This window comes from Streptomyces sp. AJS327 (assembly GCF_013450295.1).
In the GTDB taxonomy this organism is placed as follows: domain Bacteria; phylum Actinomycetota; class Actinomycetes; order Streptomycetales; family Streptomycetaceae; genus Streptomyces.
Genome location: NZ_SKBR01000004.1, coordinates 824,785 through 849,044 on the forward strand (window position 1 = coordinate 824,785; position 24,260 = coordinate 849,044).

The window sequence follows — 24,260 nt, forward strand, 5'->3', positions numbered from 1 at the left end:
GGGCGCCTCTCGCGTTGTTCGTCCCCACCGGAACTCCCCCATCCCACCGGACGTCATGGATGATGAGGGGAACGCCGGGAGGTGGGGTCCGTGTCGTACCAGCCGTGGAACCAGGGGAGTCCGGGCAGAGTGCCGGGAGGGCTGACCCCTCAGCCGTGGCAGCAGCCCGCGCAGCTGTCCGCGATGCGCGCGTCCCACACGGACCGGGAGCGCGCGATCGACGTGCTCAAGGCGGGCTTCAGCGAGGGGCGACTCGGCCAGCCGGAGTACGAACAGCGGCTGGAGCGCGCCCAGAACGCGCAGACCTACGGTGAGTTGCACCTGCTGCTCGCCGATCTTCCCCAGGGGCCGCTTCCTCTGCCCACCCCCACTCCGCAGCAGTTCGCGCAGCCCCAGGCGTACGTCGCACAGCCGGTGCCGCGGACCTTCCTGCCCCCGCCGCAGACCAACGGCAGCGCTATCGGCGCGCTGGTCTGCGGGGTGCTGACCCCGATGTACGGACTGACGGCGATCCCCGCGATCATCCTCGGGCACAAGGCGAAGGCCGAGATCCGGCGGACCGGGGAGCGCGGCGAGGGCCTGGCCACGGCCGGGCTGGTGCTGGGCTGGGTGACCCTCGGGTTCGTCGCGGTGGTGCTGGTGATCGTGGCCGCGGTCGCGCTGGGTCGCTGAGGCCCGGGGCCCGGGTGCGGGGTGGCCCGGCGGTCCCGCGCGGGCACCGTCCGTGGACGCTCCGGCGGGTGCCCGTGGTTGACGCGTTCCGTCGAGAACAGGGGGAGGGGAGCGGGCGGTGCGCCCCTGGATCGGGGTGCCGATGAGCCGTCTGGCGCCGCCCGAGGCGCCCTTCCCCTCGATCGTTCCGGGTATTACGGTGGCGTGGGCATTTGTTTTGACCCCAGCGGGTACGGTAGGTAGGCTCTGACCTCGTGCCTGGGGTGTCCCCTGCGCCTGAGTCCACTCCGCTGTCGGCGGGACGGATCGCGCGGCTGGTGATACCGAATCCGCATGCTTCTCCTCAAGGGGAGTCCTCTGTCGAAAAGAGGATGTCCCCGTTTTCGCGGGGCGTGCGGTCTTCGACACACCCGACCTCGTGGGTCGGGCTGGCGGCCCGGGTTAGCTTTACCGAGACTGGCACACAGAAACCGGAGAACAGGTGCCTACGATCCAGCAGCTGGTCCGCAAGGGCCGGCAGGACAAGGTCGAGAAGAACAAGACACCCGCACTGGAGGGATCCCCCCAGCGGCGCGGTGTCTGCACGCGTGTGTTCACCACCACCCCGAAGAAGCCGAACTCGGCCCTGCGTAAGGTCGCGCGTGTGCGTCTGACCAGCGGGATCGAGGTCACGGCCTACATTCCGGGCGAGGGCCACAACCTCCAGGAGCACTCCATCGTGCTGGTGCGTGGTGGCCGTGTGAAGGACCTGCCGGGTGTTCGTTACAAGATCATCCGCGGCTCCCTCGACACGCAGGGCGTCAAGAACCGCAAGCAGGCTCGCAGCCGCTACGGCGCCAAGAAGGAGAAGTAAGCATGCCTCGTAAGGGCCCTGCCCCGAAGCGCCCGGTCATCATTGACCCGGTCTACGGTTCTCCTCTGGTGACCTCCCTGATCAACAAGGTGCTGCTGAACGGCAAGCGTTCCACCGCCGAGCGCATCGTCTACGGCGCGATGGAGGGGCTGCGGGACAAGACCGGCAACGACCCGGTCATCACCCTCAAGCGGGCCCTGGAGAACGTGAAGCCGACCCTTGAGGTCCGCTCGCGCCGTGTCGGTGGCGCCACCTACCAGGTGCCGGTCGAGGTCCGTCCCGGCCGCTCCTCCACGCTCGCGCTGCGCTGGATCGTGGGGTACTCCCGCGCCCGCCGCGAGAAGACCATGACCGAGCGCCTGATGAACGAGCTGCTCGACGCCTCCAACGGGCTCGGCGCCGCCGTGAAGAAGCGCGAGGACACGCACAAGATGGCCGAGTCCAACAAGGCCTTCGCGCACTACCGCTGGTAGTCGCTCACCCCATCGAGACCGAGAGAAGACTGAAGCCTTATGGCTACCACTTCACTTGACCTGGCCAAGGTCCGCAACATCGGGATCATGGCGCACATCGACGCGGGCAAGACGACGACCACCGAGCGGATCCTGTTCTACACCGGTGTGAGTTACAAGATCGGTGAGACGCACGACGGCGCCGCCACCATGGACTGGATGGCGCAGGAGCAGGAACGCGGCATCACCATCACGTCCGCCGCGACGACCTGCCACTGGCCGCTCAACGACGACGACTACACCATCAACATCATCGACACCCCGGGCCACGTCGACTTCACCGTCGAGGTGGAGCGTTCACTGCGCGTGCTCGACGGTGCGGTCACGGTGTTCGACGGTGTGGCCGGTGTCGAGCCACAGTCCGAGACCGTGTGGCGGCAGGCTGACCGCTACGGCGTCCCGCGGATCTGCTTCGTCAACAAGCTCGACCGCACCGGCGCGGAGTTCCACCGCTGCGTCGACATGATCGACAAGCGGCTGGGCGCCGTTCCGCTGGTGATGCAGCTGCCGATCGGCACCGAGGCCGACTTCCGGGGCGTCGTGGACCTGGTCCGCATGAAGGCGCTCGTGTGGTCGCCGGAGGCCACGCTCGGCGAGGCGTACGACGTCGTCGACATTCCCGACACGCACACGGAGGCCGCCGACGAGTGGCGCGGCAAGCTCCTGGAAGCCGTGGCCGAGAACGACGAGGAGATGATGGAGCTGTACCTGGAGGGCCAGGAGCCTTCCGAGGAGCAGCTCATGGCGGCGATCCGCCGGATCACCCTCGCCTCCACCGGAGTTGAGGGCACCACCACCATCACCCCGGTGTTCTGCGGTACGGCGTTCAAGAACAAGGGCGTGCAGCCGCTGCTCGACGCGATCGTGCGCTACCTGCCGGCTCCGCTGGACGTTGAGGCCATCGAGGGCCACGCGCCCAACAATCCCGAGGAGACCCTGACGCGCAGGCCGTCCGAGGACGAGCCGATGGCCGCGCTGGTTTCCAAGATCGCGAGCGACCCGCACCTCGGGAAGCTCACCTTCATCCGGGTCTACTCGGGCCGCATCACCTCGGGTTCGCAGGTGCTGAACTCGGTGAAGGGCAAGAAGGAACGCATCGGCAAGATCTACCGGATGCACGCCAACAAGCGTGAGGAGATCGACGCGGTGGGTGCCGGTGACATCGTCGCCGTCATGGGTCTGAAGCAGACCACCACCGGTGAGACGCTCTGCGATCCCGGTAAGCCGGTGATCCTGGAGTCCATGGAGTTCCCGGCCCCGGTGATCCAGGTCGCCATCGAGCCGAAGTCCAAGGGCGACCAGGAGAAGCTGGGCGTCGCGATCCAGCGGCTGGCCGAGGAGGACCCCTCCTTCCAGGTTCACACCGACGAGGAGACCGGCCAGACGATCATCGCGGGTATGGGCGAGCTGCACCTCGATGTGCTGGTCGACCGTATGAAGCGCGAGTTCAAGGTCGAGGCGAACGTCGGTAAGCCGCAGGTGGCGTACCGCGAGACGCTGCGCAAGAAGGTCGAGAAGGTCGACTACACCCACAAGAAGCAGACCGGTGGTTCCGGCCAGTTCGGCCGCGTGATCATCGATGTCGAGCCGCTTGAGGGCGACGGGTACGAGTTCGAGAACAAGGTCACGGGTGGCCGTATCCCCCGGGAGTACATCCCGTCGGTGGACGCGGGCTGCCAGGAGGCCATGGAGTTCGGCGTGCTCGCCGGATACCCGCTCACGGGTGTCAAGGTCACCCTGCTCGACGGTGCGTTCCACGACGTGGACTCGTCCGAGATGGCCTTCAAGATCGCCGGCTCGATGGCCTTCAAGGAGGCCGCCCGCAAGGCCAGCCCGGCCCTGCTGGAGCCGATGATGAAGGTCGATGTGCACACGCCCGAGGAGTACATGGGCGATGTCATCGGCGACATCAACTCGCGTCGCGGCCAGGTCCAGGCCATGGAGGACCGGAGTGGGGCCAAGGTCGTGACCGGTCTGGTGCCGCTCTCGGAGATGTTCGGCTACGTCGGGGACTTGCGGAGCAAGACCTCTGGCCGCGCCAGCTACAGCATGCAGTTCGACTCCTACGCCGAGGTTCCCAAGAGCGTCGCCGAGGAGATCATCGCGAAGGCCAAGGGCGAGTGACGCGGCGCGTGCGCTGAACCTCACCCATTAGGCTGGAGCAACGGCATTCGGGGCACTCCACCACAGACCGCCCAGCGGTCCGTGGTGGGGACCTCGGCGCCCGCCCATCCAAGCGAACTGGTCAAGGGCATCCCCCTCGGGGTCCTGACCCGTTCGGAACGACCACCTGAACCCCTCCGCAAAGTGTGGAGGGTGTACAGCACCAGTCCACAGGAGGACCCCAGTGGCGAAGGCGAAGTTCGAGCGGACTAAGCCGCACGTCAACATCGGCACCATCGGTCACATCGACCACGGCAAGACCACTCTTACCGCGGCGATTACCAAGGTGCTGCACGACGCGTACCCGGACCTGAACCAGGCTTCGGCGTTCGAGAACATCGACAAGGCGCCGGAAGAGCGCCAGCGCGGTATCACCATCTCCATCGCGCACGTCGAGTACCAGACGGAGAACCGTCACTACGCCCACGTCGACTGCCCGGGTCACGCGGACTACATCAAGAACATGATCACCGGTGCCGCGCAGATGGACGGTGCCATCCTCGTGGTCGCCGCCACCGACGGCCCGATGCCGCAGACCAAGGAGCACGTGCTCCTGGCCCGCCAGGTCGGCGTCCCGTACATCGTCGTCGCCCTGAACAAGGCCGACATGGTGGACGACGAGGAGATCATGGAGCTCGTCGAGCTTGAGGTCCGTGAGCTGCTCTCGGAGTACGAGTTCCCGGGCGACGACGTTCCGGTCGTCAAGGTCTCCGCGCTCAAGGCCCTGGAGGGCGACAAGGAGTGGGGCGAGTCCGTCGTCAAGCTGATGCACGCTGTCGACGAGGCCATCCCCGCGCCGGAGCGTGACGTCGAGAAGCCGTTCCTGATGCCGATCGAGGACGTCTTCACCATCACCGGCCGCGGCACGGTCGTCACCGGCCGTATCGAGCGCGGTGTGCTGAAGGTCAACGAGAACGTCGACATCATCGGCATCAAGGACACCAAGACCTCGACGACCGTCACCGGTATCGAGATGTTCCGCAAGCTGCTCGACGAGGGCCAGGCCGGTGAGAACGTCGGTCTGCTCCTGCGTGGCATCAAGCGCGAGGACGTCGAGCGCGGCCAGGTCATCATCAAGCCGGGCTCGGTCACCCCGCACACGGAGTTCGAGGCGCAGGCGTACATCCTGTCGAAGGACGAGGGCGGTCGGCACACCCCGTTCTTCAACAACTACCGCCCGCAGTTCTACTTCCGTACCACGGACGTGACCGGCGTGGTGACCCTCCCCGAGGGCACCGAGATGGTCATGCCGGGCGACAACACCGAGATGAGCGTTCAGCTCATCCAGCCGGTCGCCATGGAGGAGGGCCTCAAGTTCGCCATCCGCGAGGGTGGCCGGACCGTGGGCGCCGGCCAGGTCACCAAGATCCTGAAGTGACCTTCCGCGCCTAGGCGTAGAGCAGAAGGGGTCCTTCCGCCGCTTGGCGGGGGGACCCCTTTTTCGTGTTCCCCGTGTTCCCCGTGTTCCCCGAGTTCGCCGAACTCCCTGTGTGCTCCGCCCCGTTCGCGGGGCCCGGGCCACCGACTCCTCCGGTGCCGGGCCGGTGTCGTGCGGTGCCGCCACCGCGGACTGGTTCGGCCTCCGGCCGTCGTGCGCGTGGGTCGTGTCCGTAGCCGTCGTGTTCGCGGTCATCTTCGCCATCGAGCCGACGGGGATCGGTCCCGGATACACCGGGAGGTGGGTCCGTCCGGCGGAGCGGTCCGCGACCGGGACCCTACGGGTCCGGCGTACCACCGGCGCGTCGCGGGGGAGCGCGCTGTGGTAGTGCGGTCAGGTGGTTCACACCAGGCCGACCGGGGAGGGCGCCGAGGATGCCGCGGTGAACCCGTGATAATGCCCCGATTGGCGTCAGCTAATCGCGGTGTGGCACACTGTGCAGGTTGCTCGGTTGAGTGCCGATGCCGCGCGCCTCCCGCCGGGAGGACTGGAAGCGAGTCCCAGGTATTCGTCGTCCCTTATCAGGGGCGGAAGTACGGGAATCTTCCGGGAAGCGTGGGAGGGGCTTCCAGCCAGGCACCGGTGGGTTCTCTCCCCCGACTCCCTTCGCCGCTCCGTTGTGAGCCCGCTGTGTCGCGGCTCCCGGGTGGTCCACAGGGTTCCACGCACCGTGGAGCACTCTGAGAAGGGAAGCGACACGCCCGACCGCGTGGGTCGGCGGAGAGTGGTCACGGGTTCCAGAGCGTTACGAGAGACAGGACTACGAAGTAGCCATGGCGGGACAGAAGATCCGCATCCGGCTCAAGGCCTACGACCACGAGGTCATCGACAACTCGGCGAAGAAGATCGTCGAGACGGTGACCCGTACCGGTGCGTCGGTCGCGGGCCCGGTGCCGCTGCCCACTGAGAAGAACGTGTACTGCGTCATCAAGTCGCCGCACAAGTACAAGGACTCGCGCGAGCACTTCGAGATGCGTACCCACAAGCGTCTGATCGACATCCTCGACCCGACGCCCAAGACCGTTGACTCGCTGATGCGCCTGGACCTTCCGGCCGGCGTTGACATCGAGATCAAGCTCTGAGGGGTGCGGGAAGATGGCTAAGCAGATCAAGGGCCTCCTGGGCGAGAAGCTCGGCATGACCCAGGTCTGGGACGAGAACAACCGTGTCGTCCCGGTGACCGTGGTCAAGGCCGGTCCGAACGTCGTGACCCAGGTGCGCACCGCAGACAGGGACGGCTACGAGGCCGTCCAGATCGCCTTCGGCGAGATCGACCCGCGCAAGGTGAACAAGCCGCTCAAGGGGCACTTCGCCAAGTCCGACGTCACCCCGCGCCGTCACCTCGTGGAGCTGCGGACCTCCGACGCCAGCGAGTACACGCTCGGCCAGGAGCTGACCGCCGACTCCTTCGAGTCCGGCCTCAAGGTCGACGTGACCGGCAAGTCGAAGGGCAAGGGCTTCGCCGGTGGCATGAAGCGGCACGGTTTCCACGGCGGCAAGGCTTCGCACGGTGCGCACCGCATCCACCGCAAGCCGGGCGCCATCGGCGGCTGTGCCACCCCCGGACGTGTCTTCAAGGGCACCCGGATGGCAGGCCGTATGGGCAACGAGCGGGTCACCACCCAGAACCTGACCGTCCACGCCGTTGACGCGGAGAAGGGCCTGCTGCTCATCAAGGGCGCGGTCCCCGGTCCGAACGGCGGCCTCGTCCTGGTCCGTACCGCGGCCAAGGGGGCCTGAAGTTAAATGAGCACGATTGACATCCTTTCGCCCGCGGGCGAGAAGGCCGGGACCGTGGAGCTCCCCGCCGAGCTCTTCGACGCGCAGGCCAGCGTGCCGTTGATGCACCAGGTCGTTGTCGCGCAGCTGGCCGCCGCCCGGCAGGGCACGCACAAGACGAAGACCCGTGGCGAGGTGCGCGGCGGTGGCCGCAAGCCGTACCGCCAGAAGGGCACGGGCCGCGCCCGGCAGGGTTCGACGCGCGCTCCGCAGTTCGCCGGTGGTGGCGTGGTGCACGGTCCCGTGCCCCGTGACTACTCGCAGCGGACGCCGAAGAAGATGAAGGCCGCCGCCCTGCGTGGCGCCCTCTCGGACCGCGCCCGGCACTCCCGGGTCCACGTTGTCACCGGCGTGGTCGACGGCGAGGTCTCCACCAAGGCCGCGCGGACCTTCTTCGGGAAGATCAGCGAGCGCAAGAACCTGCTGCTGGTCGCCGAGCGCGACGACCAGTCCGCCTGGCTCTCGGCCCGCAACCTGCCCCAGGTGCACATCCTGGAGCCGGGGCAGCTGAACACGTATGACGTGCTCGTGTCCGACGACGTGGTCTTCACCAAGGCCGCCTTCGAGTCCTTCGTCGCCGCGCGTACGAAGACCGAAGGGAGCGACGCCTGATGGCACAGCACCACCCGAGCATCGCGCCGAAGGCAGCCAAGGCCGCCAAGGCCGCGCGCGTCGCCAAGGCCGCGCGCCGCGCCACGGACGGCCCCGGCCCGAGCTCACCCGCCGAACCGAGCAAGACCTTCACCGACCCGCGCGACCTGCTGATCAAGCCGGTCGTCTCGGAGAAGAGCTACGCCCTGCTCGACGAGAACAAGTACACGTTCGTCGTCGACCCGCGGGCCAACAAGACCCAGATCAAGCAGGCCGTCGAGACGGTCTTCTCGGTCAAGGTCATGGGGGTCAACACGCTGAACCGGCAGGGCAAGCGCAAGCGCACCCGCACCGGCTACGGAAGGCGCGCCGACACGAAGCGCGCCATCGTGACCCTCGCCGAGGGCGACCGTATCGACATCTTCGGCGGTCCGGTCTCCTGACGGAGTCCGGATCGTCCGATATCGGACGAGGACTGAGAAATGGGTATCCGCAAGTACAAGCCGACGACCCCGGGCCGTCGTGGCTCCAGCGTCGCCGACTTCGTCGAGGTCACGCGGTCCACGCCGGAGAAGTCGCTGGTGCGCCCGCTGCACAGCAAGGGCGGCCGTAACAACACCGGTCGTGTGACCGTCCGCCACCAGGGCGGTGGCCACAAGCGCGCCTACCGCGTGATCGACTTCCGTCGGCACGACAAGGACGGCGTGCCCGCCAAGGTGGCGCACATCGAGTACGACCCGAACCGCACCGCGCGCATCGCGCTGCTGCACTACGTCGACGGCGAGAAGCGCTACATCCTCGCCCCGGCCAAGCTGACGCAGGGCGACCGTGTGGAGAACGGTCCGGGAGCTGACATCAAGCCGGGCAACAACCTGCCGCTGCGCAACATCCCGGTCGGTACGGTCATCCACGCCATCGAGCTGCGGCCCGGTGGCGGTGCGAAGATCGCCCGTTCCGCGGGTGCCTCGGTGCAGCTGCTGGCGAAGGAGGGTCGCATGGCCCACCTCCGCATGCCGTCCGGCGAGATCCGGCTGGTCGACATCCGCTGCCGCGCCACCGTCGGCGAGGTCGGGAACGCCGAGCAGTCGAACATCAACTGGGGCAAGGCAGGCCGGATGCGCTGGAAGGGCGTTCGCCCGACCGTGCGTGGTGTGGTCATGAACCCGATCGACCACCCGCACGGTGGTGGTGAGGGCCGGACCTCCGGTGGTCGTCACCCGGTGTCGCCGTGGGGCCAGAAGGAGGGGCGTACGCGCTCGCCGAAGAAGGCCAGCAACAAGTACATCGTCCGCCGCCGCAAGACGAACAAGAAGCGCTAGGAGGCGGGTTTTAGATGCCGCGCAGTCTCAAGAAGGGGCCCTTCGTCGACGACCACCTCGCCAAGAAGGTGGACACGCAGAACGACGCGGGCACCAAGAACGTCATCAAGACCTGGTCTCGCCGCTCGATGATCGTCCCGGCCATGCTCGGCCACACGATCGCGGTGCATGACGGCCGCAAGCACGTCCCGGTGTTCGTCACCGAGTCGATGGTCGGCCACAAGCTCGGCGAGTTCGCGCCGACCCGCACCTTCAAGGGCCACGTCAAGGACGACCGCAAGTCGCGGCGTCGCTGACCGGTGGGTGTGAAGACGATGACTGACACCGAAGGGACAACCATGGAAGCCAGGGCTCGGGCGCGCTATGTGCGCGTGACGCCCATGAAGGCCCGCCGCGTGGTGGACCTCATTCGTGGCATGGACGCCACGGAGGCTCAGGCCGTCCTGCGCTTCGCCCCGCAGGCCGCCAGCGTGCCGGTGGGCAAGGTGCTCGACAGCGCCATTGCCAACGCCGCGCACAACTACGACCACACGGACGCCGACAGCCTCGTCATCTCCGAGGCCTACGTCGACGAGGGCCCGACTCTCAAGCGGTTCCGGCCGCGCGCCCAGGGCCGCGCCTACCGGATCCGTAAGCGGACGAGCCACATCACCGTGGTCGTGAGCAGCAAGGAAGGAACCCGGTAATGGGCCAGAAGGTAAACCCGCACGGGTTCCGACTGGGCGTGACCACCGACTTCAAGTCGCGCTGGTACGCCGACAAGCTGTACAAGGACTACGTCAAGGAAGACGTCGCGATCCGCCGGATGCTCACCCAGGGCATGGAGCGGGCCGGTATCTCCAAGGTCGAGATCGAGCGCACCCGTGACCGTGTCCGGGTCGACGTGCACACCGCGCGTCCGGGCATCGTGATCGGTCGCCGGGGCGCCGAGGCCGACCGTCTCCGGGGCAACCTGGAGAAGCTGACCGGCAAGCAGATCCAGTTCAACATCCTTGAGGTCAAGAACCCCGAGACGGACGCGCAGTTGGTGGCCCAGGCGGTCGCCGAGCAGCTGTCCTCCCGGGTCTCCTTCCGTCGCGCGATGCGCAAGAGCATGCAGACCGCGATGAAGGCCGGTGCCAAGGGCATCAAGATCCAGTGCGGCGGCCGTCTCGGCGGTGCCGAGATGTCGCGCTCGGAGTTCTACCGCGAGGGCCGGGTTCCCCTGCACACCCTGCGGGCCAACGTCGACTACGGCTTCTTCGAGGCCCGGACGACCTTCGGCCGGATCGGTGTGAAGGTCTGGGTCTACAAGGGCGACGTGAAGAACATCGCTGAGGTCCGCGCCGAGAACGCCGCGGCCCGTGCGGGCAACCGTCCGTCGCGGGGTGGCGGCGGCAACGAGCGCCCCCGCCGGGGTGGCGAGCGTGGCGGTCGCGGCCGCAAGCCGCAGCAGCAGGCGGCGGAGGCCCCCAAGGCCGAGTCCGTGGCCCCCGCTGGTGCGGCGGCTGAGCCCGGCGCTGCCGGGAAGGAGGGCTGACCGTCATGCTGATCCCCCGCAGGGTCAAGCACCGTAAGCAGCACCACCCCAAGCGCAAGGGCATGGCGAAGGGTGGTACCGAGGTCGCCTTCGGTGAGTACGGCATTCAGGCCGTCACCGGCGCCTATGTGACCAACCGGCAGATCGAGGCCGCTCGTATCTCGATGACCCGGCACATCAAGCGTGGCGGCAAGGTCTGGATCAACATCTACCCGGACCGTCCGCTGACCAAGAAGCCCGCCGAGACCCGCATGGGTTCCGGTAAGGGTTCGCCGGAGTGGTGGGTCGCGAACGTCAAGCCCGGACGTGTGATGTTCGAGCTGTCGTACCCGAACGAGAAGATTGCCAAGGAGGCGCTCATCCGCGCCGCCCACAAGCTTCCGATGAAGTGCCGGATCGTGCGGCGCGAGGCAGGTGAGTCGTGATGGCGTCCGTTACCAAGGCGTCCGAGCTGCGCCAGCTGGGCGACGAGGAGCTTGTCGGCAAGCTTCGGGAGTCCAAGGAAGAGCTGTTCAACCTCCGCTTCCAGGCGGCGACCGGGCAGCTGGAGAACCACGGTCGGCTCAAGGCCGTGCGCAAGGACATCGCCCGGATCTACACCCTGATGCGTGAGCGTGAGCTGGGCATCGAGACGGTGGAGAGCGCCTGATGAGCGAGACGAACGTGACTACAGAGAACAGCTCGGGCCAGGAGCGCGGCATCCGGAAGACCCGTGAGGGCCTGGTCGTCAGCGACAAGATGGACAAGACCGCCGTCGTCGCTGTCGAGGACCGCGTCAAGCACCCGCTGTACGGCAAGGTCATCCGCCGTACGAACAAGCTCAAGGCGCACGACGAGCAGAACGCCGCGGGCGTCGGCGACCGGGTCCTCCTGATGGAGACCCGTCCGCTGTCCGCGACGAAGCGCTGGCGCATCGTCGAGATTCTTGAGAAGGCGAAGTAACTCGCCCGCGGTCCGGCCGCGGCGTCCTCGCGGCGCCGCGCGGACCGTTCCCGTGAGGGAATTCCAATAGTGGAGCCCGGGGTTCGCCCCGGGACGAGTTCCGCCAGGCTCGGCGGGGGCGCTCGGTGAGAGCCCCCGCCGGGAACCGGCAGACGATCAGGAGATAGACGTGATCCAGCAGGAGTCTCGGCTTCGCGTCGCCGACAACACGGGTGCGAAGGAGATTCTCACCATCCGTGTGCTCGGTGGCTCAGGCCGGCGCTACGCGGGCATCGGTGACGTCGTCGTCGCTACCGTGAAGGACGCGATCCCGGGCGGGAACGTGAAGAAGGGCGACATCGTCAAGGCGGTCATCGTGCGCACCGTGAAGGAGCGCCGCCGCCCCGACGGCTCGTACATCCGCTTCGACGAGAACGCGGCGGTCGTGCTCAAGAACGACGGTGACCCCCGGGGCACCCGTATCTTCGGCCCGGTGGGCCGGGAGCTGCGCGAGAAGAAGTTCATGAAGATCATCTCGCTCGCGCCGGAGGTGCTGTGAGCATGAAGATCAAGAAGGGCGACCTGGTTCAGGTCATCACCGGCAAGGACAAGGGCAAGCAGGGCAAGGTCATCGCGGCCTACCCGCGGGACGCCCGGGTGCTCGTCGAGGGTGTCAACCGGGTCAAGAAGCACACCAAGGCCGGCCAGACCGCTCGGGGTTCGAAGACCGGCGGGATCGTCACCACCGAGGCCCCGGTCCACGTGAGCAACGTTCAGCTCGTGGTGGAGAAGGACGGCAAGAAGGTCGTGACCCGCGTCGGCTACCGCTTCGACGAGGACGGCAACAAGATCCGCGTTGCCAAGCGGACCGGTGAGGACATCTGATGACTGCCACCACCAACGCACCGCGCCTGAAGCAGCGCTACCGTTCGGAGATCCAGGGCAAGCTCCAGGAGGAGTTCGCTTACGACAACGTCATGCGGATCCCCGGGCTGACCAAGGTCGTCGTCAACATGGGTGTGGGCGACGCCGCCCGCGACTCCAAGCTGATCGAGGGCGCGGTCAAGGACCTGACCATGATCACCGGTCAGAAGCCGGCCGTGACCAAGGCCCGTAAGTCCATCGCGCAGTTCAAGCTGCGTGAGGGTATGCCGATCGGCGCGCACACCACGCTGCGCGGCGACCGGATGTGGGAGTTCCTGGACCGGCTGGTGTCGCTGGCGCTGCCGCGCATCCGCGACTTCCGCGGCCTGTCGCCCAAGCAGTTCGACGGTCGGGGTAACTACACCTTCGGTCTCACGGAGCAGGTCATGTTCCACGAGATCGACCCCGACAAGATCGACCGGGTACGGGGCATGGACATCACCGTGGTGACCACGGCGACCAACGACGACGAGGGCCGCGCCCTCCTGCGTCACCTCGGCTTCCCGTTCAAGGAGAACTGATCATGGCGAAGAAGGCTCTGATCTCCAAGGCCAGCCGCAAGCCCAAGTTCGCGGTGCGCGCCTACACGCGCTGCCAGCGTTGCGGCCGTCCGCACTCCGTCTACCGCAAGTTCGGCCTGTGCCGCGTGTGCCTTCGTGAGATGGCGCACCGTGGCGAACTGCCGGGCGTCACCAAGAGCTCCTGGTGACCCGCCGCCGTCCGGCCACCCGGACGCCCTCCCACATGGGGCGGCGTTCGGAGTGCCGGACGGCGGATGGGCCGCTGGCGCTCTGGTAAGGCGCAGAAGGGCAGGCGGGTGACCGGTTCCGCATGGCTTAGCCTTGTGGGGCTGGGTTGCCGCCGCCCCTGACCGTCGCGGGCGCAGCCCGCAAATGGATTCGACTACGCCGTAGGTCCCCCGCACCACACCCGTCCCGCCGAGAGCGGGGAGAGGGACGGAGCAGACAGGGAAACCCCGGCGAGAGAGGCCGAAGGCCATCACATGACCATGACCGACCCCATCGCAGACATGTTGACGCGTCTGCGGAACGCGAACTCGGCGTACCACGACACCGTCGAGATGCCGCACAGCAAGATCAAGTCGCACATCGCCGAGATCCTCCAGCAGGAGGGCTTCATCACCGGCTGGAAGACCGAGGACGCCCAGGTGGGCAAGAGCCTCGTGCTGGAGCTGAAGTTCGGTCCGAACCGTGAGCGCTCGATCGCCGGCATCAAGCGGATCTCCAAGCCGGGCCTGCGGGTCTACGCAAAGTCCACCAACCTGCCGAAGGTGCTCGGCGGCCTGGGCGTGGCGATCATCTCCACGTCGCACGGTCTCCTCACCGACAAGCAGGCCAGCAAGAAGGGTGTGGGCGGGGAAGTCCTCGCCTACGTCTGGTAACGGAAGGGAACGGAGGTAAAGCCATGTCGCGTATCGGCAAGCTGCCCATCCAGGTTCCCGCTGGTGTGGACGTCACCATCGATGGCCGGACGGTCAGCGTGAAGGGTCCCAAGGGCTCGCTTTCGCACACCGTCGCCGAGCCGATCGAGGTCGCCAAGGGCGAGGACGGCATCATCGCGGTGACCCGCCCGAACGACGAGAGCCGGAACAAGGCCCTGCACGGCCTGTCCCGCACGCTGGTGGCGAACATGATCACTGGCGTGACGACGGGCTTCAGCAAGGATCTCGAAATCAGCGGTGTGGGTTACCGCGTCCAGGCGAAGGGCTCCACGCTGGAGTTCTCGCTGGGTTACAGCCACCCGGTCGTGGTGGAGGCCCCCGAGGGGATCTCCTTCAAGGTCGAGTCGCCGACCAAGCTCACGGTGGAGGGCATCGACAAGCAGCGGGTGGGCGAGGTCGCCGCGAACATCCGCAAGCTGCGGAAGCCCGACCCGTACAAGGCCAAGGGCGTCAAGTACGCCGGCGAGACCATCCGCCGCAAGGTCGGAAAGGCTGGTAAGTAACCCATGTCATACGGCGTGAAGATCGCTAAGGGCGACGCCTACAAGCGCGCCGCCACCAAGCGCCGTCACATCCGCGTCCGCAAGAAGGTCTCGGGCACGCCCGAGCGCCCCCGTCTCGTGGTGACGCGCTCCAACCGTGGGATCCGGGCGCAGGTGATCGACGACATCGCGGGCCACACGCTGGCCTCGGCGTCGCACCTGGACTCCTCGGTCCGCGGTGGAGAGGGTGACAAGAGCGCCCAGGCTTCCCAGGTCGGCGCCCTGGTCGCCGAGCGGGCGAAGGCGGCGGGCGTCGAGGCCGTCGTGTTCGACCGCGGTGGCAACAAGTACGCGGGGCGGATCGCCGCTCTGGCCGACGCGGCCCGTGAGGCCGGGCTCAGGTTCTGAGCCGGTTCCGTAGCTGACTGGGCCCCCCGCTGCCGCTGAGCTTGGTGGGAGCGGGGAGTAAACGAGAGAGGTAATTCCAATGGCTGGACCCCAGCGCCGCGGTGGCGGCGCCGGTGGCGGCGAGCGGCGGGACCGTAAGGGCCGGGACGGCGGCGCTGCCGCCGAGAAGACCGCGTACGTTGAGCGCGTTGTCGCGATCAACCGTGTCGCCAAGGTTGTGAAGGGTGGTCGTCGCTTCAGCTTCACCGCGCTGGTCGTGGTGGGCGATGGTGACGGCACCGTGGGTGTCGGGTACGGCAAGGCCAAGGAGGTGCCGGCCGCGATCGCCAAGGGCGTGGAGGAGGCCAAGAAGCACTTCTTCAAGGTCCCGCGTATCCAGGGCACCATTCCGCACCCGATCCAGGGTGAGGAGGCGGCGGGTGTCGTGCTGCTGAAGCCGGCGTCGCCCGGTACCGGTGTGATCGCCGGTGGCCCGGTGCGTGCCGTGCTGGAGTGCGCCGGCATTCACGACGTGCTGAGCAAGTCGCTCGGCTCCTCCAACCCGATCAACATCGTGCACGCCACGGTGGCGGCGCTCCGCGGGCTTCAGCGCCCGGAGGAGATCGCCGCCCGTCGTGGTCTGCCGCTGGAGGACGTGGCTCCCGCCGCCATGCTGCGGGCGCGTGCCGGGGTGGGTGCGTAATGGCCCGCCTGAAGATCACGCAGAGCCGGTCCGTCATCGGGACCAAGCGCAATCACCGTGACACGCTGCGGACGCTCGGTCTGAAGCGCGTCAACGACGTGGCCGTACGCGAGGACAGCCCCGTGGTGCGCGGTCAACTGCACACCGTGCGGCACCTCATCACGGTTGAGGAGGTCGACTGAGATGGCGCCTTCCGCTGAGAAGCCGCTGAAGATCCACAACCTCCGGCCCGCCCCCGGCGAGAAGAAGGCCAAGACCCGTGTGGGTCGTGGTGAGGCGTCGAAGGGTAAGACCGCTGGTCGTGGCACCAAGGGCACCAAGGCCCGGTACCAGGTTCCGGCCCGCTTCGAGGGTGGGCAGATGCCGCTGCACATGCGGCTGCCCAAGCTCAAGGGGTTCAAGAACCCGGCGCACAAGCAGTTCCAGGTGGTGAACCTGGACAAGCTGGCCGAGCTGTACCCCGAGGGTGGCGAGGTCACCGTGGCCGGCCTGGTGGCCAAGGGCGCGGTGCGCAAGAACGAGCTCGTCAAGGTGCTGGGCACCGGCGAGATCTCGGTGGCGTTGCAGGTGACCGTGGACAAGGTCTCCGGCACCGCCAAGGAGAAGATCGCCGCTGCTGGCGGCACCGTCACCGAGCTTGTCTGAGTTCGTTGACTGAGGCCGGGGGTGTCCCAACGGGGCATCCCCGGTCAGTCGTTCCAGGGTGGTCATTCCTCGGGGACAGCGGTCGCCGGTAAGGTGGCACGCGCTGTCCGCGTCCCGGGGTCCGCCCCGTCCGGCGCGGCCAGCTCGCTGGCTGGGAAATAACTGTCGATCCTCAAGACCGTCACCTCTCGCGTAGCGAACGCGGGGGGCGCAGGAGGCACCGTGCTCACCGGGTTCGCTCGGGCGTTTCAGACGCCCGACCTGCGCAAGAAGCTGCTCTTCACGCTGGGCATCGTGGTGCTCTACCGGATCGGGGCCCATATCCCGGTGCCGGGGGTCAGCTATGAGAACGTCCAGGCGTGCATGGACGAGGCCAAGACCAACCAGGGTCTGTTCGGGCTCGTCAACATGTTCAGCGGCGGTGCGCTGCTCCAGATCACGATCTTCGCCCTCGGCATCATGCCGTACATCACGGCGAGCATCATTCTCCAGTTGCTCGTGGTCGTCATCCCGAGGCTTGAGGCCCTGAAGAAGGAGGGCCAGTCCGGTCAGGCGAAGATCACGCAGTACACGCGGTACCTGACCATCGCGCTGGCCATCCTCCAGGCGACGGGTCTGGTGGCGACGGCGCGAAGTGGCTCCCTGTTCCCGCAGTGTCAGGTCGCCGACCAGATCGTGCCGAACCAGAGCATCTTCACCACCATCGTGATGGTGCTCACGATGACCGCGGGTACCGCCGTCATCATGTGGCTCGGCGAGCTGGTGACTGACCGCGGCATCGGTAACGGCATGTCGATGATCATGTTCGTCTCGATCGCGGCGGGTTTCCCGGGCGCTCTCTGGGCGATCAAGAAGCAGGGCAAGCTGGCCGACGGCTGGATCGAGTTCGGGGCCGTGATCCTCTGCGGTCTGGCGATGGTCGCCCTGGTGGTCTTCGTCGAGCAGGCCCAGCGGCGGATCCCCGTGCAGTACGCGAAGCGCATGATCGGGCGCCGGAGTTACGGCGGTACGTCGACCTACATCCCGCTGAAGGTCAACCAGGCCGGCGTCATCCCCGTGATTTTCGCCTCCTCGTTGCTGTACATTCCGGCGCTCGTCGCCAACTTCAGCGGGTCGCAGGCGGGTTGGCGGCAGTGGATCGAAGCCAACTTCGTGGCTGGTGACTCCCCCATTTACATCGTCACGTACTTCGTGATGATCGTGTTCTTCGCCTTCTTCTACGTGGCTATCTCCTTCAACCCCGAAGAGGTTGCCGACAACATGAAGAAGTATGGTGGATTCATCCCGGGCATCCGGGCCGGTAGACCCACAGCGGAGTACCTGAGCTACGTGCTGAACCGCATCACCTGGCCGGGTTCCCTGTATCTGGGGCTGATCGCCCTGGTGCCGACCGTCGCGCTGATCATGTTCAACGCTCAGCAGGACTTCCCCTTCGGTGGGACGAGCATCCTGATCATCGTGGGTGTTGGGCTTGAGACCGTGAAGCAGATCGAGAGCCAGCTTCAGCAGCGCAATTACGAAGGGTTCCTCCGCTGATGCGTATCGTCCTCGTCGGGCCGCCCGGTGCGGGTAAGGGAACACAGGCCGCGCTCCTCGCGCAGACCCTGTCGATTCCCCACATCTCCACCGGTGACCTCTTCCGTGCCAACATCAGTCAGGGCACGGAACTCGGACGCAGGGCGAAGGAGTTCATGGACGCGGGCCAACTCGTGCCGGACGAGGTGACGGTCGGCATGGCGCAGGACCGTATGGCGCAGCCGGACGCTGCCCAGGGGTTCCTGCTCGACGGCTTCCCGCGGAACATCACGCAGGCTGAGGCGCTGGACGGGGTCCTGCGGGACAACGGCCAGAAGTTGGACGCGGTGCTGGACCTGGAGGTCCCGGAGGAAGAGGTCGTCAAGCGGATCGCCGGCCGGCGGATCTGCCGCAAGGACAGCAGCCACGTCTACCACGTGGAGTACGCGCGGCCGAAGGCCGAGGGCGTCTGTGACCAGTGTGGCGGCGAGCTGTACCAGCGGGACGACGACCGCGAGGAGACGGTCCGCAAGCGCCTCTCCGTCTACCACAGCGAGACGGAACCGATCATCGACCACTACAAGGCGCAGGGCGTGGTGACCACCATCTCGGCGCTGGGCTCCGTGCCCGAGGTCACCGAGCGCGCCATGCACGTGCTCGGACAGGACTGACCCCACCGGTAGTTCAGCGGAGGCCCCCGCGTACCGCCCGAGCGGCGGGTGCGGGGGCCTCCGCCGTGGGACCGGCGCCCGCGCGGTGATGGCAGACTGGGGGTGGCGACGCGTCGTTGCCGCCCGGCCGGGCCGGTGGGCGACCCGGGCGCCGGGATCCACCCGGGCCGCCGCTGGGAGACGGGCGCGGGCACTCGACAGTCACTCGGTACAGGAAGGCGACGGCCGCCATGGTGGAGATCAAGACCCCGGAGCAGATCGCGAAGATGCGCGAGGCGGGGCTGGTCGTCGCCGCCATGCACCGCGCCTGCGCGGAAGCCGCGGTTCCCGGGGCGACGACGAAGGACCTGGACGAGGTCGCGGCGAAGGTGCTGGCGGACCACGGTGCGAAGCCCAACTTCCTCGGGTACGGCGGCTTCCCCGGCAACATCTGCACCTCGGTGAACGACGTGGTGGTGCACGGCATCCCCGACCGGGAGACGGTGCTGAAGGCGGGCGACCTGCTGTCCATCGACGCGGGGGCGATCATCGACGGCTGGCATGGGGACGCGGCGCTCACCGTCTTCGTGGGGGAGGGGCACCCGGCGGAACTCCAGGAGCTGAGCCGGGTCACCGAGGGGTCGATGTGGGCCGGGATCGCGGCGGTCCGCAAGGGCGGCCGACTGGTGGACGTCTCGCGGGCGATCGAGGAGTACATCCGGCGACAGCCGCGTCCGGCCTCCGGGAAGTACGGGATCATCGAGGACTACGGCGGGCACGGCATCGGGTCCCAGATGCACATGGACCCGCACCTGCTGAACTACGTCGACCGGAAGCGCGGCCGGGGGCCCAAGCTGGTGCCGGGGATGTGCCTGGCGATCGAGCCGATGGTGAGCCTGGGTACCGCGAAGACACACGTGCTGGCTGACGAGTGGACGGTCAAGACGAACGACGGCACCTGGTCCAGCCACTGGGAGCACTCCGTCGCGCTGACCGAGGACGGGCCGGTGGTGCTGACCGCGCCGGACGGTGGCCGGGCGAAGCTGGCCGAGCTCGGGGTGCAGGCCGCTCCCGATCCGCTCGGCTGACCCCGGAGGTCGCTGGCACAGCTCGTGCGGTGGCGGTCCCGGCGGGGTGGGAGCGAGGCCCCGGAGCAGGGTGGAGTCCCGGCGTTCGCCAGCTGGTGACGTAACCGTCACTAACCGTGTATCCCGGGTGGATGGCCGGTGAAAGCGAACACCGGTGGCGCTCGCGGGGAGTCCGGTTCCCCGGATTCGGGGCCGGTGCCGGGGTGGGGAACGGGCCGACGATGCCCGGTGGCGTGATTAGGGATCTCGGCCGCCGGGGAGACTATCCGAATTCGTCTTTCCGGATGCCGTGACGTAGACTGGCTCGTCGGTCCGGGTGTCGGCGTATGTCCAATATGCTCCCAGTACGCCCAGGCCACCCCAGGTAGCCGATCCCGGAAGGTGAAGCGCTCAAGTATGGCCAAAAAACAAGGGGCCATCGAGATCGAGGGCACCGTCGTCGAATCTCTGCCTAACGCGATGTTCAAGGTGGAGCTTCAGAACGGTCACCAGGTCCTCGCGCACATCAGCGGCAAGATGCGGATGCACTACATCCGTATTCTTCCCGACGACCGCGTCGTGGTGGAGCTCTCCCCCTACGACCTGACGCGCGGGCGGATCGTCTACCGCTACAAGTAGATCGACAGATCGAGCCACCGCTCGCTTCCGTGAGTCGGTGGCCTGACCCGGAGAACCTCATCCCATGAAGGTCAAGCCGAGCGTCAAGAAGATCTGCGACAAGTGCAAGGTGATCCGCCGCCACGGCCGGGTCATGGTCATCTGCGACAACCTGCGCCACAAGCAGCGCCAGGGCTGACGCCGGTACCACCACCCACGCACTGCGCAGCACTTCGCGCGACGCGAGCGACAACGTACATACGCAGCAGCCCGACCCCCCGCCGTGAGCACACCGCGTCGGTGGGGACGACACCCCCGGTCGGAGGCCGGGGACCTGGTGTTTCCGCTCCGGTGTCCGGAGTGGTCGAGCCGGGGACGGCTCTGCGGCAGACCTCCGACGAACCAGTTCAGGAGCCACATCCATGGCACGCCTCGCAGGCGTCGACCTTCCGCGTGAGAAGCGCGTGGAGGTCGCCCTCACCTACGTCTTCGGCATTGGTCGCACCCTTGCCCAGCAGACCCTGAGTGAGACGGGCATCAACCCCGACACCCGCGTGCGGGACCTCGGCGAGGAGGACCTCGTCAAGCTCCGCGAGTACGTGGACAACAACCTGCGTGTGGAGGGTGACCTCCGCCGCGAGATCCAGGCCGACATCCGCCGCAAGGTGGAGATCGGCTGCTACGAGGGTCTGCGCCACCGCCGGGGTCTCCCGGTGCACGGCCAGCGCACCAAGACGAACGCCCGCACCCGTAAGGGGCCGCGCCGCGCGATCGCCGGTAAGAAGAAGCCGGGCAAGAAGTAGTCCGCAGCTACGGACGCTTGACAGCGGTCCGCGCTGTAGGACCGACCACCTCCACGGGAGTTTTCATATATGCCTCCGAAGGGCCGTACGGCCGGCGTCAAGAAGGTGCGCCGGAAGGAGAAGAAGAACGTTGCTCATGGGTACGCCCACATCAAGAGCACGTTCAACAACACCATCGTTTCGATCACTGACCCGACCGGCAACGTGATCTCCTGGGCCTCGGCCGGCCATGTCGGCTTCAAGGGCTCGCGTAAGTCGACGCCGTTCGCCGCCCAGATGGCCGCGGAGAACGCCGCTCGCCGCGCCCAGGAGCACGGCATGCGCAAGGTCGACGTCTTCGTCAAGGGCCCCGGTTCCGGCCGGGAGACCGCGATCCGTTCCCTCCAGGCCACGGGTCTTGAGGTCGGCTCCATCCAGGACGTCACCCCGACCCCGCACAACGGCTGCCGCCCGCCGAAGCGCCGCCGAGTCTGACCAGCTGAACGAGGAGAACAGAGACAATGGCGCGTTACACCGGGGCCGACTGCAAGCGTTGCCGTCGGGAGAAGCAGAAGCTCTTCCTCAAGGGAGCTAAGTGCGAGAGCGCGAAGTGCCCGATCGAGATCCGTCCTTACCCCCCGGGTGAGCACGGGCGCGGGCGCACCAAGGACTCCGAGTACCTGCTGCAGAAGCGCGAGAAGCAGAAGGCGGCTCGTATCTACGGGGTGCTGGAGAAGCAGTTCCGCGGGTACTTCACGGAGGCCAACCGCCAGCAGGGCAAGACGGGTGAGAACCTGCTGCGCATCCTGGAGACCCGACTGGACAACGTGGTGTACCGGGCTGGCTTCGCCAAGTCCCGTGACCACGCCCGTCAGCTGGTGCGGCACGGCCACATCGAGCTGAACGGCCGGAAGACGGACATCCCGTCGGCGCGGGTGTCCGTGAACGACATCGTCGAGGTCCGCGCGTCCTCCAAGAACCTGGCCCCCTTCCAGGTGGCACAGGCGGAGGCTGGTGAGAAGACCGTCCCGGCGTGGCTGGAGTCGATCCCCGCCAACCTGCGGGTCCTCGTCCACTCGCTGCCCGAGCGCCAGGTGATCGACACCCAGGTGCAGGAGCAGCTGATCGTCGAGCTGTACTCCAAGTAACCGTCCCGGTTACCGGAGGAGCTACACCTCAGGTGCGGGCGGGCCACCGCGTTTCCGGTGGCCCGCCCGTATCCTGGTACGTAATGTCGTCTGGCTCGGTATCAAATAGCGGGTACCGAAGACTGGAGTTCGCTTTCCATGCTGATCGCTCAGCGTCCTTCCCTGACCGAAGAGGTCGTCGACGAGTTCCGCTCCCGGTTCGTGATCGAGCCGCTGGAGCCGGGCTTCGGCTACACCCTCGGCAACTCCCTCCGCCGCACGTTGCTCTCCTCGATCCCCGGAGCCGCTGTCACCAGCATCCGGATCGACGGGGTGCTGCACGAGTTCACCACCGTGCCGGGCGTCAAGGAGGATGTGACCGACCTCATCCTCAACATCAAGAGCCTGGTCGTCTCCTCGGAGCACGACGAGCCGGTGGTCATGTACCTGCGCAAGCAGGGCCCCGGCCTGGTGACCGCGGCGGACATCGCCCCGCCCGCGGGCGTTGAGGTGCACAACCCCGACCTGCTCCTGGCCACGCTGAACGGCAAGGGCAAGCTGGAGATGGAGCTGACGGTCGAGCGCGGCCGTGGCTACGTCTCGGCCGTGCAGAACAAGCAGGTGGGTCAGGAGATCGGCCGGATTCCGGTGGACTCCATCTACTCGCCGGTGCTCAAGGTCACCTACAAGGTGGAGGCGACCCGTGTCGAGCAGCGCACCGACTTCGACAAGCTGATCGTCGACGTCGAGACCAAGGAGGCCATGCGCCCGCGGGACGCGATGGCCTCGGCGGGCAAGACGCTGGTCGAGCTGTTCGGCCTGGCGCGGGAGCTGAACGTCGACGCCGAGGGCATCGACATGGGCCCCTCGCCGACGGACGCCGCGCTCGCCGCCGATCTGGCGCTGCCGATCGAGGAGTTGGAGCTCACCGTCCGCTCGTACAACTGCCTCAAGCGCGAGGGCATCCACTCGGTGGGCGAGCTGGTCGCGCGCTCCGAGGCGGACCTGCTCGACATCCGCAACTTCGGTGCGAAGTCGATTGACGAGGTCAAGGCGAAGCTCGCCGGTATGGGCCTGGCCCTCAAGGACAGCCCGCCCGGATTCGACCCGACCGCCGCCGCGGACGCCTTCGGCGCCGACGACGACGCGGACGCGGGCTTCGTGGAGACCGAGCAGTACTGAGCACCGTCTCACCTCGGGTGACTCCCTCCGGTACGGCCGGAGGGGTGGCCCGGCCGCACGGAACATCCCGGTGCCGTCGCCTGGTGCGACGGCGCCGGTGTGCGGTGGGAGCGGCGGACCGGAAGCGGTCCCGCCCCGGCCCACCGCGCGCGTGGGCAGCCGCCCGCGCGTGACGGGGCGTGAGCCCCGGCCCCGGCGGAGGACCCTCCGCTCGGGACACCCTCCGGTACCTCACACGGCCGGATCTGCCACCGGTACCTGACACGGCCGGTGCAGGGACAACGAAGGAGACACCATGCCGAAGCCCACCAAGGGCGCGCGTCTGGGCGGCAGCGCCGCGCACCAGAAGGCGATGCTCGGGAACCTGGCGACCAACCTCTTCGAGCACGGGCGCATCACCACCACCGAGGCGAAGGCCCGCCGCCTGCGTCCGGTCGCGGAGCGCCTGATCACCAAGGCGAAGAAGGGCGACCTGCACAACCGCCGTCAGGTGATGCGCACCATCACCGACAAGAGCGTGGTGCACACCCTCTTCACCGAGATCGGCCCCCGTTACGAGAACCGTCCCGGTGGCTACACCCGGATCACCAAGATCGGCAACCGTCGGGGCGACAACGCGCCGATGGCCGTGATCGAGCTGGTCGAGGCGCTGACCGTGCAGCAGGAGGCGGTCGGCGAGGCCGAGGCGGCGACGAAGCGCACCGCCAAGGAGGCCGCGGGCGACGAGGCGCTGTCCGGCGTCAAGTCGGACGCGAGCGCCGAGGATGCCTCGGGCGAGGAGCAGGCGGAGAAGAAGGACGCCTGAGTCCGCTCTCGGCGGCCGGACCGGCCGCCGGACTCGTCGGTGGGCCCGCTCCCAGCTGTGGGGGCGGGCCCACCGTTGTGTCGGCCGGAGGGGAGGGGCCGCTCCGGCGCTCTGAGAGGATCGGTCTGTGACGGAGGACACCCG

36 protein-coding genes are annotated in these 24,260 nt (G+C 67.5%); all 36 read left to right on the plus strand.

Features of this window, described 5'->3' with window-relative positions; genetic code table 11:
* The first annotated feature begins 183 nt into the window (after positions 1-183).
* The 36 genes from E0L36_RS25395 (at position 184) to rplQ (ending at position 24,116) form a co-directional block, all read left to right on the plus strand.
* Complete coding sequence (locus E0L36_RS25395) at positions 184-672, plus strand: DUF1707 and DUF4190 domain-containing protein (RefSeq protein ID WP_180931724.1); 489 nt, start codon at positions 184-186, stop codon at positions 670-672.
* A 481-nt stretch (positions 673-1,153) separates the two neighbouring features.
* On the plus strand, positions 1,154-1,525 hold the full coding sequence (rpsL, locus tag E0L36_RS25400; RefSeq protein WP_003948652.1) for a 30S ribosomal protein S12: 372 nt from the start codon (positions 1,154-1,156) through the stop codon (positions 1,523-1,525).
* A 2-nt stretch (positions 1,526-1,527) separates the two neighbouring features.
* Entirely contained in the window at positions 1,528-1,998 is a 471-nt protein-coding gene (gene rpsG, locus E0L36_RS25405) for a 30S ribosomal protein S7 (RefSeq protein ID WP_180931570.1), read from the plus strand.
* Positions 1,999-2,037: 39 nt separating this feature from the next.
* Positions 2,038-4,161, plus strand: coding sequence for an elongation factor G (gene fusA / locus E0L36_RS25410; RefSeq protein WP_180931571.1), 2,124 nt, complete (start codon positions 2,038-2,040; stop codon positions 4,159-4,161).
* A 223-nt stretch (positions 4,162-4,384) separates the two neighbouring features.
* Positions 4,385-5,578 carry an elongation factor Tu gene (gene tuf / locus E0L36_RS25415; protein ID WP_180931572.1) on the plus strand — a complete coding sequence of 398 codons (1,194 nt, stop codon included), beginning with the start codon at positions 4,385-4,387 and terminating at the stop codon, positions 5,576-5,578.
* A gap of 833 nt (positions 5,579-6,411) precedes the next feature.
* The gene (gene rpsJ, locus E0L36_RS25420; RefSeq protein WP_016473429.1) at positions 6,412-6,720 is read left to right on the plus strand and encodes a 30S ribosomal protein S10; all 309 of its coding nucleotides are present in this window, start codon (positions 6,412-6,414) and stop codon (positions 6,718-6,720) included.
* 13 nt (positions 6,721-6,733) lie between these two features.
* Positions 6,734-7,378 carry a 50S ribosomal protein L3 gene (rplC, locus tag E0L36_RS25425; protein ID WP_180931573.1) on the plus strand — a complete coding sequence of 215 codons (645 nt, stop codon included), beginning with the start codon at positions 6,734-6,736 and terminating at the stop codon, positions 7,376-7,378.
* Between the two features lie 6 nt (positions 7,379-7,384).
* The gene (rplD, locus tag E0L36_RS25430; RefSeq protein ID WP_180931574.1) at positions 7,385-8,029 is read left to right on the plus strand and encodes a 50S ribosomal protein L4; all 645 of its coding nucleotides are present in this window, start codon (positions 7,385-7,387) and stop codon (positions 8,027-8,029) included.
* Positions 8,029-8,451, plus strand: a complete 423-nt coding sequence (rplW, locus tag E0L36_RS25435; protein ID WP_180931575.1) for a 50S ribosomal protein L23 — start codon at positions 8,029-8,031, stop codon at positions 8,449-8,451. Before rplD ends, rplW begins: the two co-directional genes overlap by 1 nt.
* Before the next feature lie 39 nt (positions 8,452-8,490).
* Complete coding sequence (gene rplB, locus E0L36_RS25440; protein ID WP_180931576.1) at positions 8,491-9,327, plus strand: 50S ribosomal protein L2; 837 nt, start codon at positions 8,491-8,493, stop codon at positions 9,325-9,327.
* A gap of 14 nt (positions 9,328-9,341) precedes the next feature.
* Positions 9,342-9,623: a 30S ribosomal protein S19 gene (gene rpsS, locus E0L36_RS25445; RefSeq protein ID WP_180931577.1), complete on the plus strand. Its 282-nt coding sequence runs from the start codon at positions 9,342-9,344 to the stop codon at positions 9,621-9,623.
* Positions 9,624-9,665: 42 nt separating this feature from the next.
* Positions 9,666-10,013, plus strand: coding sequence for a 50S ribosomal protein L22 (rplV, locus tag E0L36_RS25450; protein WP_180931578.1), 348 nt, complete (start codon positions 9,666-9,668; stop codon positions 10,011-10,013).
* Positions 10,013-10,846, plus strand: a complete 834-nt coding sequence (rpsC, locus tag E0L36_RS25455; RefSeq protein ID WP_180931579.1) for a 30S ribosomal protein S3 — start codon at positions 10,013-10,015, stop codon at positions 10,844-10,846. Before rplV ends, rpsC begins: the two co-directional genes overlap by 1 nt.
* Positions 10,847-10,851: 5 nt before the next feature.
* Positions 10,852-11,271: a 50S ribosomal protein L16 gene (gene rplP / locus E0L36_RS25460; RefSeq protein ID WP_180931580.1), complete on the plus strand. Its 420-nt coding sequence runs from the start codon at positions 10,852-10,854 to the stop codon at positions 11,269-11,271.
* Positions 11,271-11,495, plus strand: coding sequence for a 50S ribosomal protein L29 (gene rpmC, locus E0L36_RS25465; protein WP_180931581.1), 225 nt, complete (start codon positions 11,271-11,273; stop codon positions 11,493-11,495). The genes rplP and rpmC overlap by 1 nt, the downstream gene beginning before the upstream one ends.
* A complete protein-coding gene (gene rpsQ / locus E0L36_RS25470; RefSeq protein WP_180931582.1) occupies positions 11,495-11,788 on the plus strand; it encodes a 30S ribosomal protein S17 in 294 nt (97 codons plus the stop codon). The genes rpmC and rpsQ overlap by 1 nt, the downstream gene beginning before the upstream one ends.
* A gap of 169 nt (positions 11,789-11,957) precedes the next feature.
* The gene (gene rplN, locus E0L36_RS25475; RefSeq protein WP_180931583.1) at positions 11,958-12,326 is read left to right on the plus strand and encodes a 50S ribosomal protein L14; all 369 of its coding nucleotides are present in this window, start codon (positions 11,958-11,960) and stop codon (positions 12,324-12,326) included.
* Positions 12,327-12,328: 2 nt separating this feature from the next.
* Entirely contained in the window at positions 12,329-12,652 is a 324-nt protein-coding gene (rplX, locus tag E0L36_RS25480) for a 50S ribosomal protein L24 (RefSeq protein WP_180931584.1), read from the plus strand.
* Positions 12,652-13,212, plus strand: a complete 561-nt coding sequence (rplE, locus tag E0L36_RS25485) for a 50S ribosomal protein L5 (protein WP_180931585.1) — start codon at positions 12,652-12,654, stop codon at positions 13,210-13,212. Before rplX ends, rplE begins: the two co-directional genes overlap by 1 nt.
* 2 nt (positions 13,213-13,214) lie before the next feature.
* Entirely contained in the window at positions 13,215-13,400 is a 186-nt protein-coding gene (locus E0L36_RS25490) for a type Z 30S ribosomal protein S14 (protein WP_030883916.1), read from the plus strand.
* Positions 13,401-13,694: 294 nt separating this feature from the next.
* Complete coding sequence (gene rpsH, locus E0L36_RS25495) at positions 13,695-14,093, plus strand: 30S ribosomal protein S8 (RefSeq protein ID WP_180931586.1); 399 nt, start codon at positions 13,695-13,697, stop codon at positions 14,091-14,093.
* Positions 14,094-14,116: 23 nt separating this feature from the next.
* The gene (rplF, locus tag E0L36_RS25500; RefSeq protein ID WP_180931587.1) at positions 14,117-14,656 is read left to right on the plus strand and encodes a 50S ribosomal protein L6; all 540 of its coding nucleotides are present in this window, start codon (positions 14,117-14,119) and stop codon (positions 14,654-14,656) included.
* Positions 14,657-14,659: 3 nt separating this feature from the next.
* Positions 14,660-15,043: a 50S ribosomal protein L18 gene (gene rplR / locus E0L36_RS25505; RefSeq protein ID WP_180931588.1), complete on the plus strand. Its 384-nt coding sequence runs from the start codon at positions 14,660-14,662 to the stop codon at positions 15,041-15,043.
* 79 nt (positions 15,044-15,122) lie between these two features.
* Complete coding sequence (rpsE, locus tag E0L36_RS25510) at positions 15,123-15,725, plus strand: 30S ribosomal protein S5 (protein WP_180931589.1); 603 nt, start codon at positions 15,123-15,125, stop codon at positions 15,723-15,725.
* Positions 15,725-15,907: a 50S ribosomal protein L30 gene (gene rpmD, locus E0L36_RS25515; RefSeq protein ID WP_180931590.1), complete on the plus strand. Its 183-nt coding sequence runs from the start codon at positions 15,725-15,727 to the stop codon at positions 15,905-15,907. The genes rpsE and rpmD overlap by 1 nt, the downstream gene beginning before the upstream one ends.
* Before the next feature lies 1 nt (position 15,908).
* Entirely contained in the window at positions 15,909-16,370 is a 462-nt protein-coding gene (gene rplO, locus E0L36_RS25520) for a 50S ribosomal protein L15 (RefSeq protein WP_180931591.1), read from the plus strand.
* A gap of 222 nt (positions 16,371-16,592) precedes the next feature.
* Complete coding sequence (secY, locus tag E0L36_RS25525) at positions 16,593-17,906, plus strand: preprotein translocase subunit SecY (protein ID WP_180931592.1); 1,314 nt, start codon at positions 16,593-16,595, stop codon at positions 17,904-17,906.
* The gene (locus E0L36_RS25530; protein WP_180931593.1) at positions 17,906-18,556 is read left to right on the plus strand and encodes an adenylate kinase; all 651 of its coding nucleotides are present in this window, start codon (positions 17,906-17,908) and stop codon (positions 18,554-18,556) included. The genes secY and E0L36_RS25530 overlap by 1 nt, the downstream gene beginning before the upstream one ends.
* A 230-nt stretch (positions 18,557-18,786) precedes the next feature.
* Positions 18,787-19,623 carry a type I methionyl aminopeptidase gene (gene map, locus E0L36_RS25535; protein ID WP_180931594.1) on the plus strand — a complete coding sequence of 279 codons (837 nt, stop codon included), beginning with the start codon at positions 18,787-18,789 and terminating at the stop codon, positions 19,621-19,623.
* Positions 19,624-20,019: 396 nt separating this feature from the next.
* Entirely contained in the window at positions 20,020-20,241 is a 222-nt protein-coding gene (infA, locus tag E0L36_RS25540; RefSeq protein ID WP_003948620.1) for a translation initiation factor IF-1, read from the plus strand.
* 64 nt (positions 20,242-20,305) lie between these two features.
* Positions 20,306-20,419 (plus strand): 50S ribosomal protein L36, encoded by a 114-nt coding sequence (gene rpmJ / locus E0L36_RS25545; protein ID WP_003956441.1) that lies wholly within the window; start codon positions 20,306-20,308, stop codon positions 20,417-20,419.
* A 223-nt stretch (positions 20,420-20,642) separates the two neighbouring features.
* Positions 20,643-21,023: a 30S ribosomal protein S13 gene (rpsM, locus tag E0L36_RS25550; RefSeq protein WP_180931595.1), complete on the plus strand. Its 381-nt coding sequence runs from the start codon at positions 20,643-20,645 to the stop codon at positions 21,021-21,023.
* Positions 21,024-21,092: 69 nt separating this feature from the next.
* Positions 21,093-21,497 carry a 30S ribosomal protein S11 gene (rpsK, locus tag E0L36_RS25555; RefSeq protein ID WP_180931596.1) on the plus strand — a complete coding sequence of 135 codons (405 nt, stop codon included), beginning with the start codon at positions 21,093-21,095 and terminating at the stop codon, positions 21,495-21,497.
* A gap of 26 nt (positions 21,498-21,523) precedes the next feature.
* Positions 21,524-22,150 carry a 30S ribosomal protein S4 gene (gene rpsD, locus E0L36_RS25560; RefSeq protein ID WP_180931597.1) on the plus strand — a complete coding sequence of 209 codons (627 nt, stop codon included), beginning with the start codon at positions 21,524-21,526 and terminating at the stop codon, positions 22,148-22,150.
* A 138-nt stretch (positions 22,151-22,288) separates the two neighbouring features.
* The gene (locus E0L36_RS25565) at positions 22,289-23,311 is read left to right on the plus strand and encodes a DNA-directed RNA polymerase subunit alpha (RefSeq protein WP_180931598.1); all 1,023 of its coding nucleotides are present in this window, start codon (positions 22,289-22,291) and stop codon (positions 23,309-23,311) included.
* Positions 23,312-23,606: 295 nt separating this feature from the next.
* Positions 23,607-24,116, plus strand: a complete 510-nt coding sequence (gene rplQ, locus E0L36_RS25570) for a 50S ribosomal protein L17 (RefSeq protein WP_180931599.1) — start codon at positions 23,607-23,609, stop codon at positions 24,114-24,116.
* Positions 24,117-24,260: the final 144 nt, after the last annotated feature.

Bases quoted from the DNA above. Each gene is read 5' to 3' on its own strand.
- E0L36_RS25395 (WP_180931724.1), top strand. From the start codon at position 184: ATGCGCGCGTCCCACACGGACCGGGAGCGCGCGATCGACGTGCTCAAG.
- rpsG (WP_180931570.1), top strand. From the start codon at position 1,528: ATGCCTCGTAAGGGCCCTGCCCCGAAGCGCCCGGTCATCATTGACCCG.
- fusA (WP_180931571.1), top strand. From the start codon at position 2,038: ATGGCTACCACTTCACTTGACCTGGCCAAGGTCCGCAACATCGGGATC.
- rpsJ (WP_016473429.1), top strand. From the start codon at position 6,412: ATGGCGGGACAGAAGATCCGCATCCGGCTCAAGGCCTACGACCACGAG.
- rplC (WP_180931573.1), top strand. From the start codon at position 6,734: ATGGCTAAGCAGATCAAGGGCCTCCTGGGCGAGAAGCTCGGCATGACC.
- rplD (WP_180931574.1), top strand. From the start codon at position 7,385: ATGAGCACGATTGACATCCTTTCGCCCGCGGGCGAGAAGGCCGGGACC.
- rplW (WP_180931575.1), top strand. From the start codon at position 8,029: ATGGCACAGCACCACCCGAGCATCGCGCCGAAGGCAGCCAAGGCCGCC.
- rplB (WP_180931576.1), top strand. From the start codon at position 8,491: ATGGGTATCCGCAAGTACAAGCCGACGACCCCGGGCCGTCGTGGCTCC.
- rpsS (WP_180931577.1), top strand. From the start codon at position 9,342: ATGCCGCGCAGTCTCAAGAAGGGGCCCTTCGTCGACGACCACCTCGCC.
- rplV (WP_180931578.1), top strand. From the start codon at position 9,666: ATGGAAGCCAGGGCTCGGGCGCGCTATGTGCGCGTGACGCCCATGAAG.
- rpsC (WP_180931579.1), top strand. From the start codon at position 10,013: ATGGGCCAGAAGGTAAACCCGCACGGGTTCCGACTGGGCGTGACCACC.
- rplP (WP_180931580.1), top strand. From the start codon at position 10,852: ATGCTGATCCCCCGCAGGGTCAAGCACCGTAAGCAGCACCACCCCAAG.
- rpmC (WP_180931581.1), top strand. From the start codon at position 11,271: ATGGCGTCCGTTACCAAGGCGTCCGAGCTGCGCCAGCTGGGCGACGAG.
- rpsQ (WP_180931582.1), top strand. From the start codon at position 11,495: ATGAGCGAGACGAACGTGACTACAGAGAACAGCTCGGGCCAGGAGCGC.
- rplX (WP_180931584.1), top strand. From the start codon at position 12,329: ATGAAGATCAAGAAGGGCGACCTGGTTCAGGTCATCACCGGCAAGGAC.
- rplE (WP_180931585.1), top strand. From the start codon at position 12,652: ATGACTGCCACCACCAACGCACCGCGCCTGAAGCAGCGCTACCGTTCG.
- E0L36_RS25490 (WP_030883916.1), top strand. From the start codon at position 13,215: ATGGCGAAGAAGGCTCTGATCTCCAAGGCCAGCCGCAAGCCCAAGTTC.
- rpsH (WP_180931586.1), top strand. From the start codon at position 13,695: ATGACCATGACCGACCCCATCGCAGACATGTTGACGCGTCTGCGGAAC.
- rplF (WP_180931587.1), top strand. From the start codon at position 14,117: ATGTCGCGTATCGGCAAGCTGCCCATCCAGGTTCCCGCTGGTGTGGAC.
- rplR (WP_180931588.1), top strand. From the start codon at position 14,660: ATGTCATACGGCGTGAAGATCGCTAAGGGCGACGCCTACAAGCGCGCC.
- rpsE (WP_180931589.1), top strand. From the start codon at position 15,123: ATGGCTGGACCCCAGCGCCGCGGTGGCGGCGCCGGTGGCGGCGAGCGG.
- rpmD (WP_180931590.1), top strand. From the start codon at position 15,725: ATGGCCCGCCTGAAGATCACGCAGAGCCGGTCCGTCATCGGGACCAAG.
- rplO (WP_180931591.1), top strand. From the start codon at position 15,909: ATGGCGCCTTCCGCTGAGAAGCCGCTGAAGATCCACAACCTCCGGCCC.
- E0L36_RS25530 (WP_180931593.1), top strand. From the start codon at position 17,906: ATGCGTATCGTCCTCGTCGGGCCGCCCGGTGCGGGTAAGGGAACACAG.
- map (WP_180931594.1), top strand. From the start codon at position 18,787: ATGGTGGAGATCAAGACCCCGGAGCAGATCGCGAAGATGCGCGAGGCG.
- infA (WP_003948620.1), top strand. From the start codon at position 20,020: ATGGCCAAAAAACAAGGGGCCATCGAGATCGAGGGCACCGTCGTCGAA.
- rpmJ (WP_003956441.1), top strand. From the start codon at position 20,306: ATGAAGGTCAAGCCGAGCGTCAAGAAGATCTGCGACAAGTGCAAGGTG.
- rpsM (WP_180931595.1), top strand. From the start codon at position 20,643: ATGGCACGCCTCGCAGGCGTCGACCTTCCGCGTGAGAAGCGCGTGGAG.
- rpsK (WP_180931596.1), top strand. From the start codon at position 21,093: ATGCCTCCGAAGGGCCGTACGGCCGGCGTCAAGAAGGTGCGCCGGAAG.
- rpsD (WP_180931597.1), top strand. From the start codon at position 21,524: ATGGCGCGTTACACCGGGGCCGACTGCAAGCGTTGCCGTCGGGAGAAG.
- E0L36_RS25565 (WP_180931598.1), top strand. From the start codon at position 22,289: ATGCTGATCGCTCAGCGTCCTTCCCTGACCGAAGAGGTCGTCGACGAG.
- rplQ (WP_180931599.1), top strand. From the start codon at position 23,607: ATGCCGAAGCCCACCAAGGGCGCGCGTCTGGGCGGCAGCGCCGCGCAC.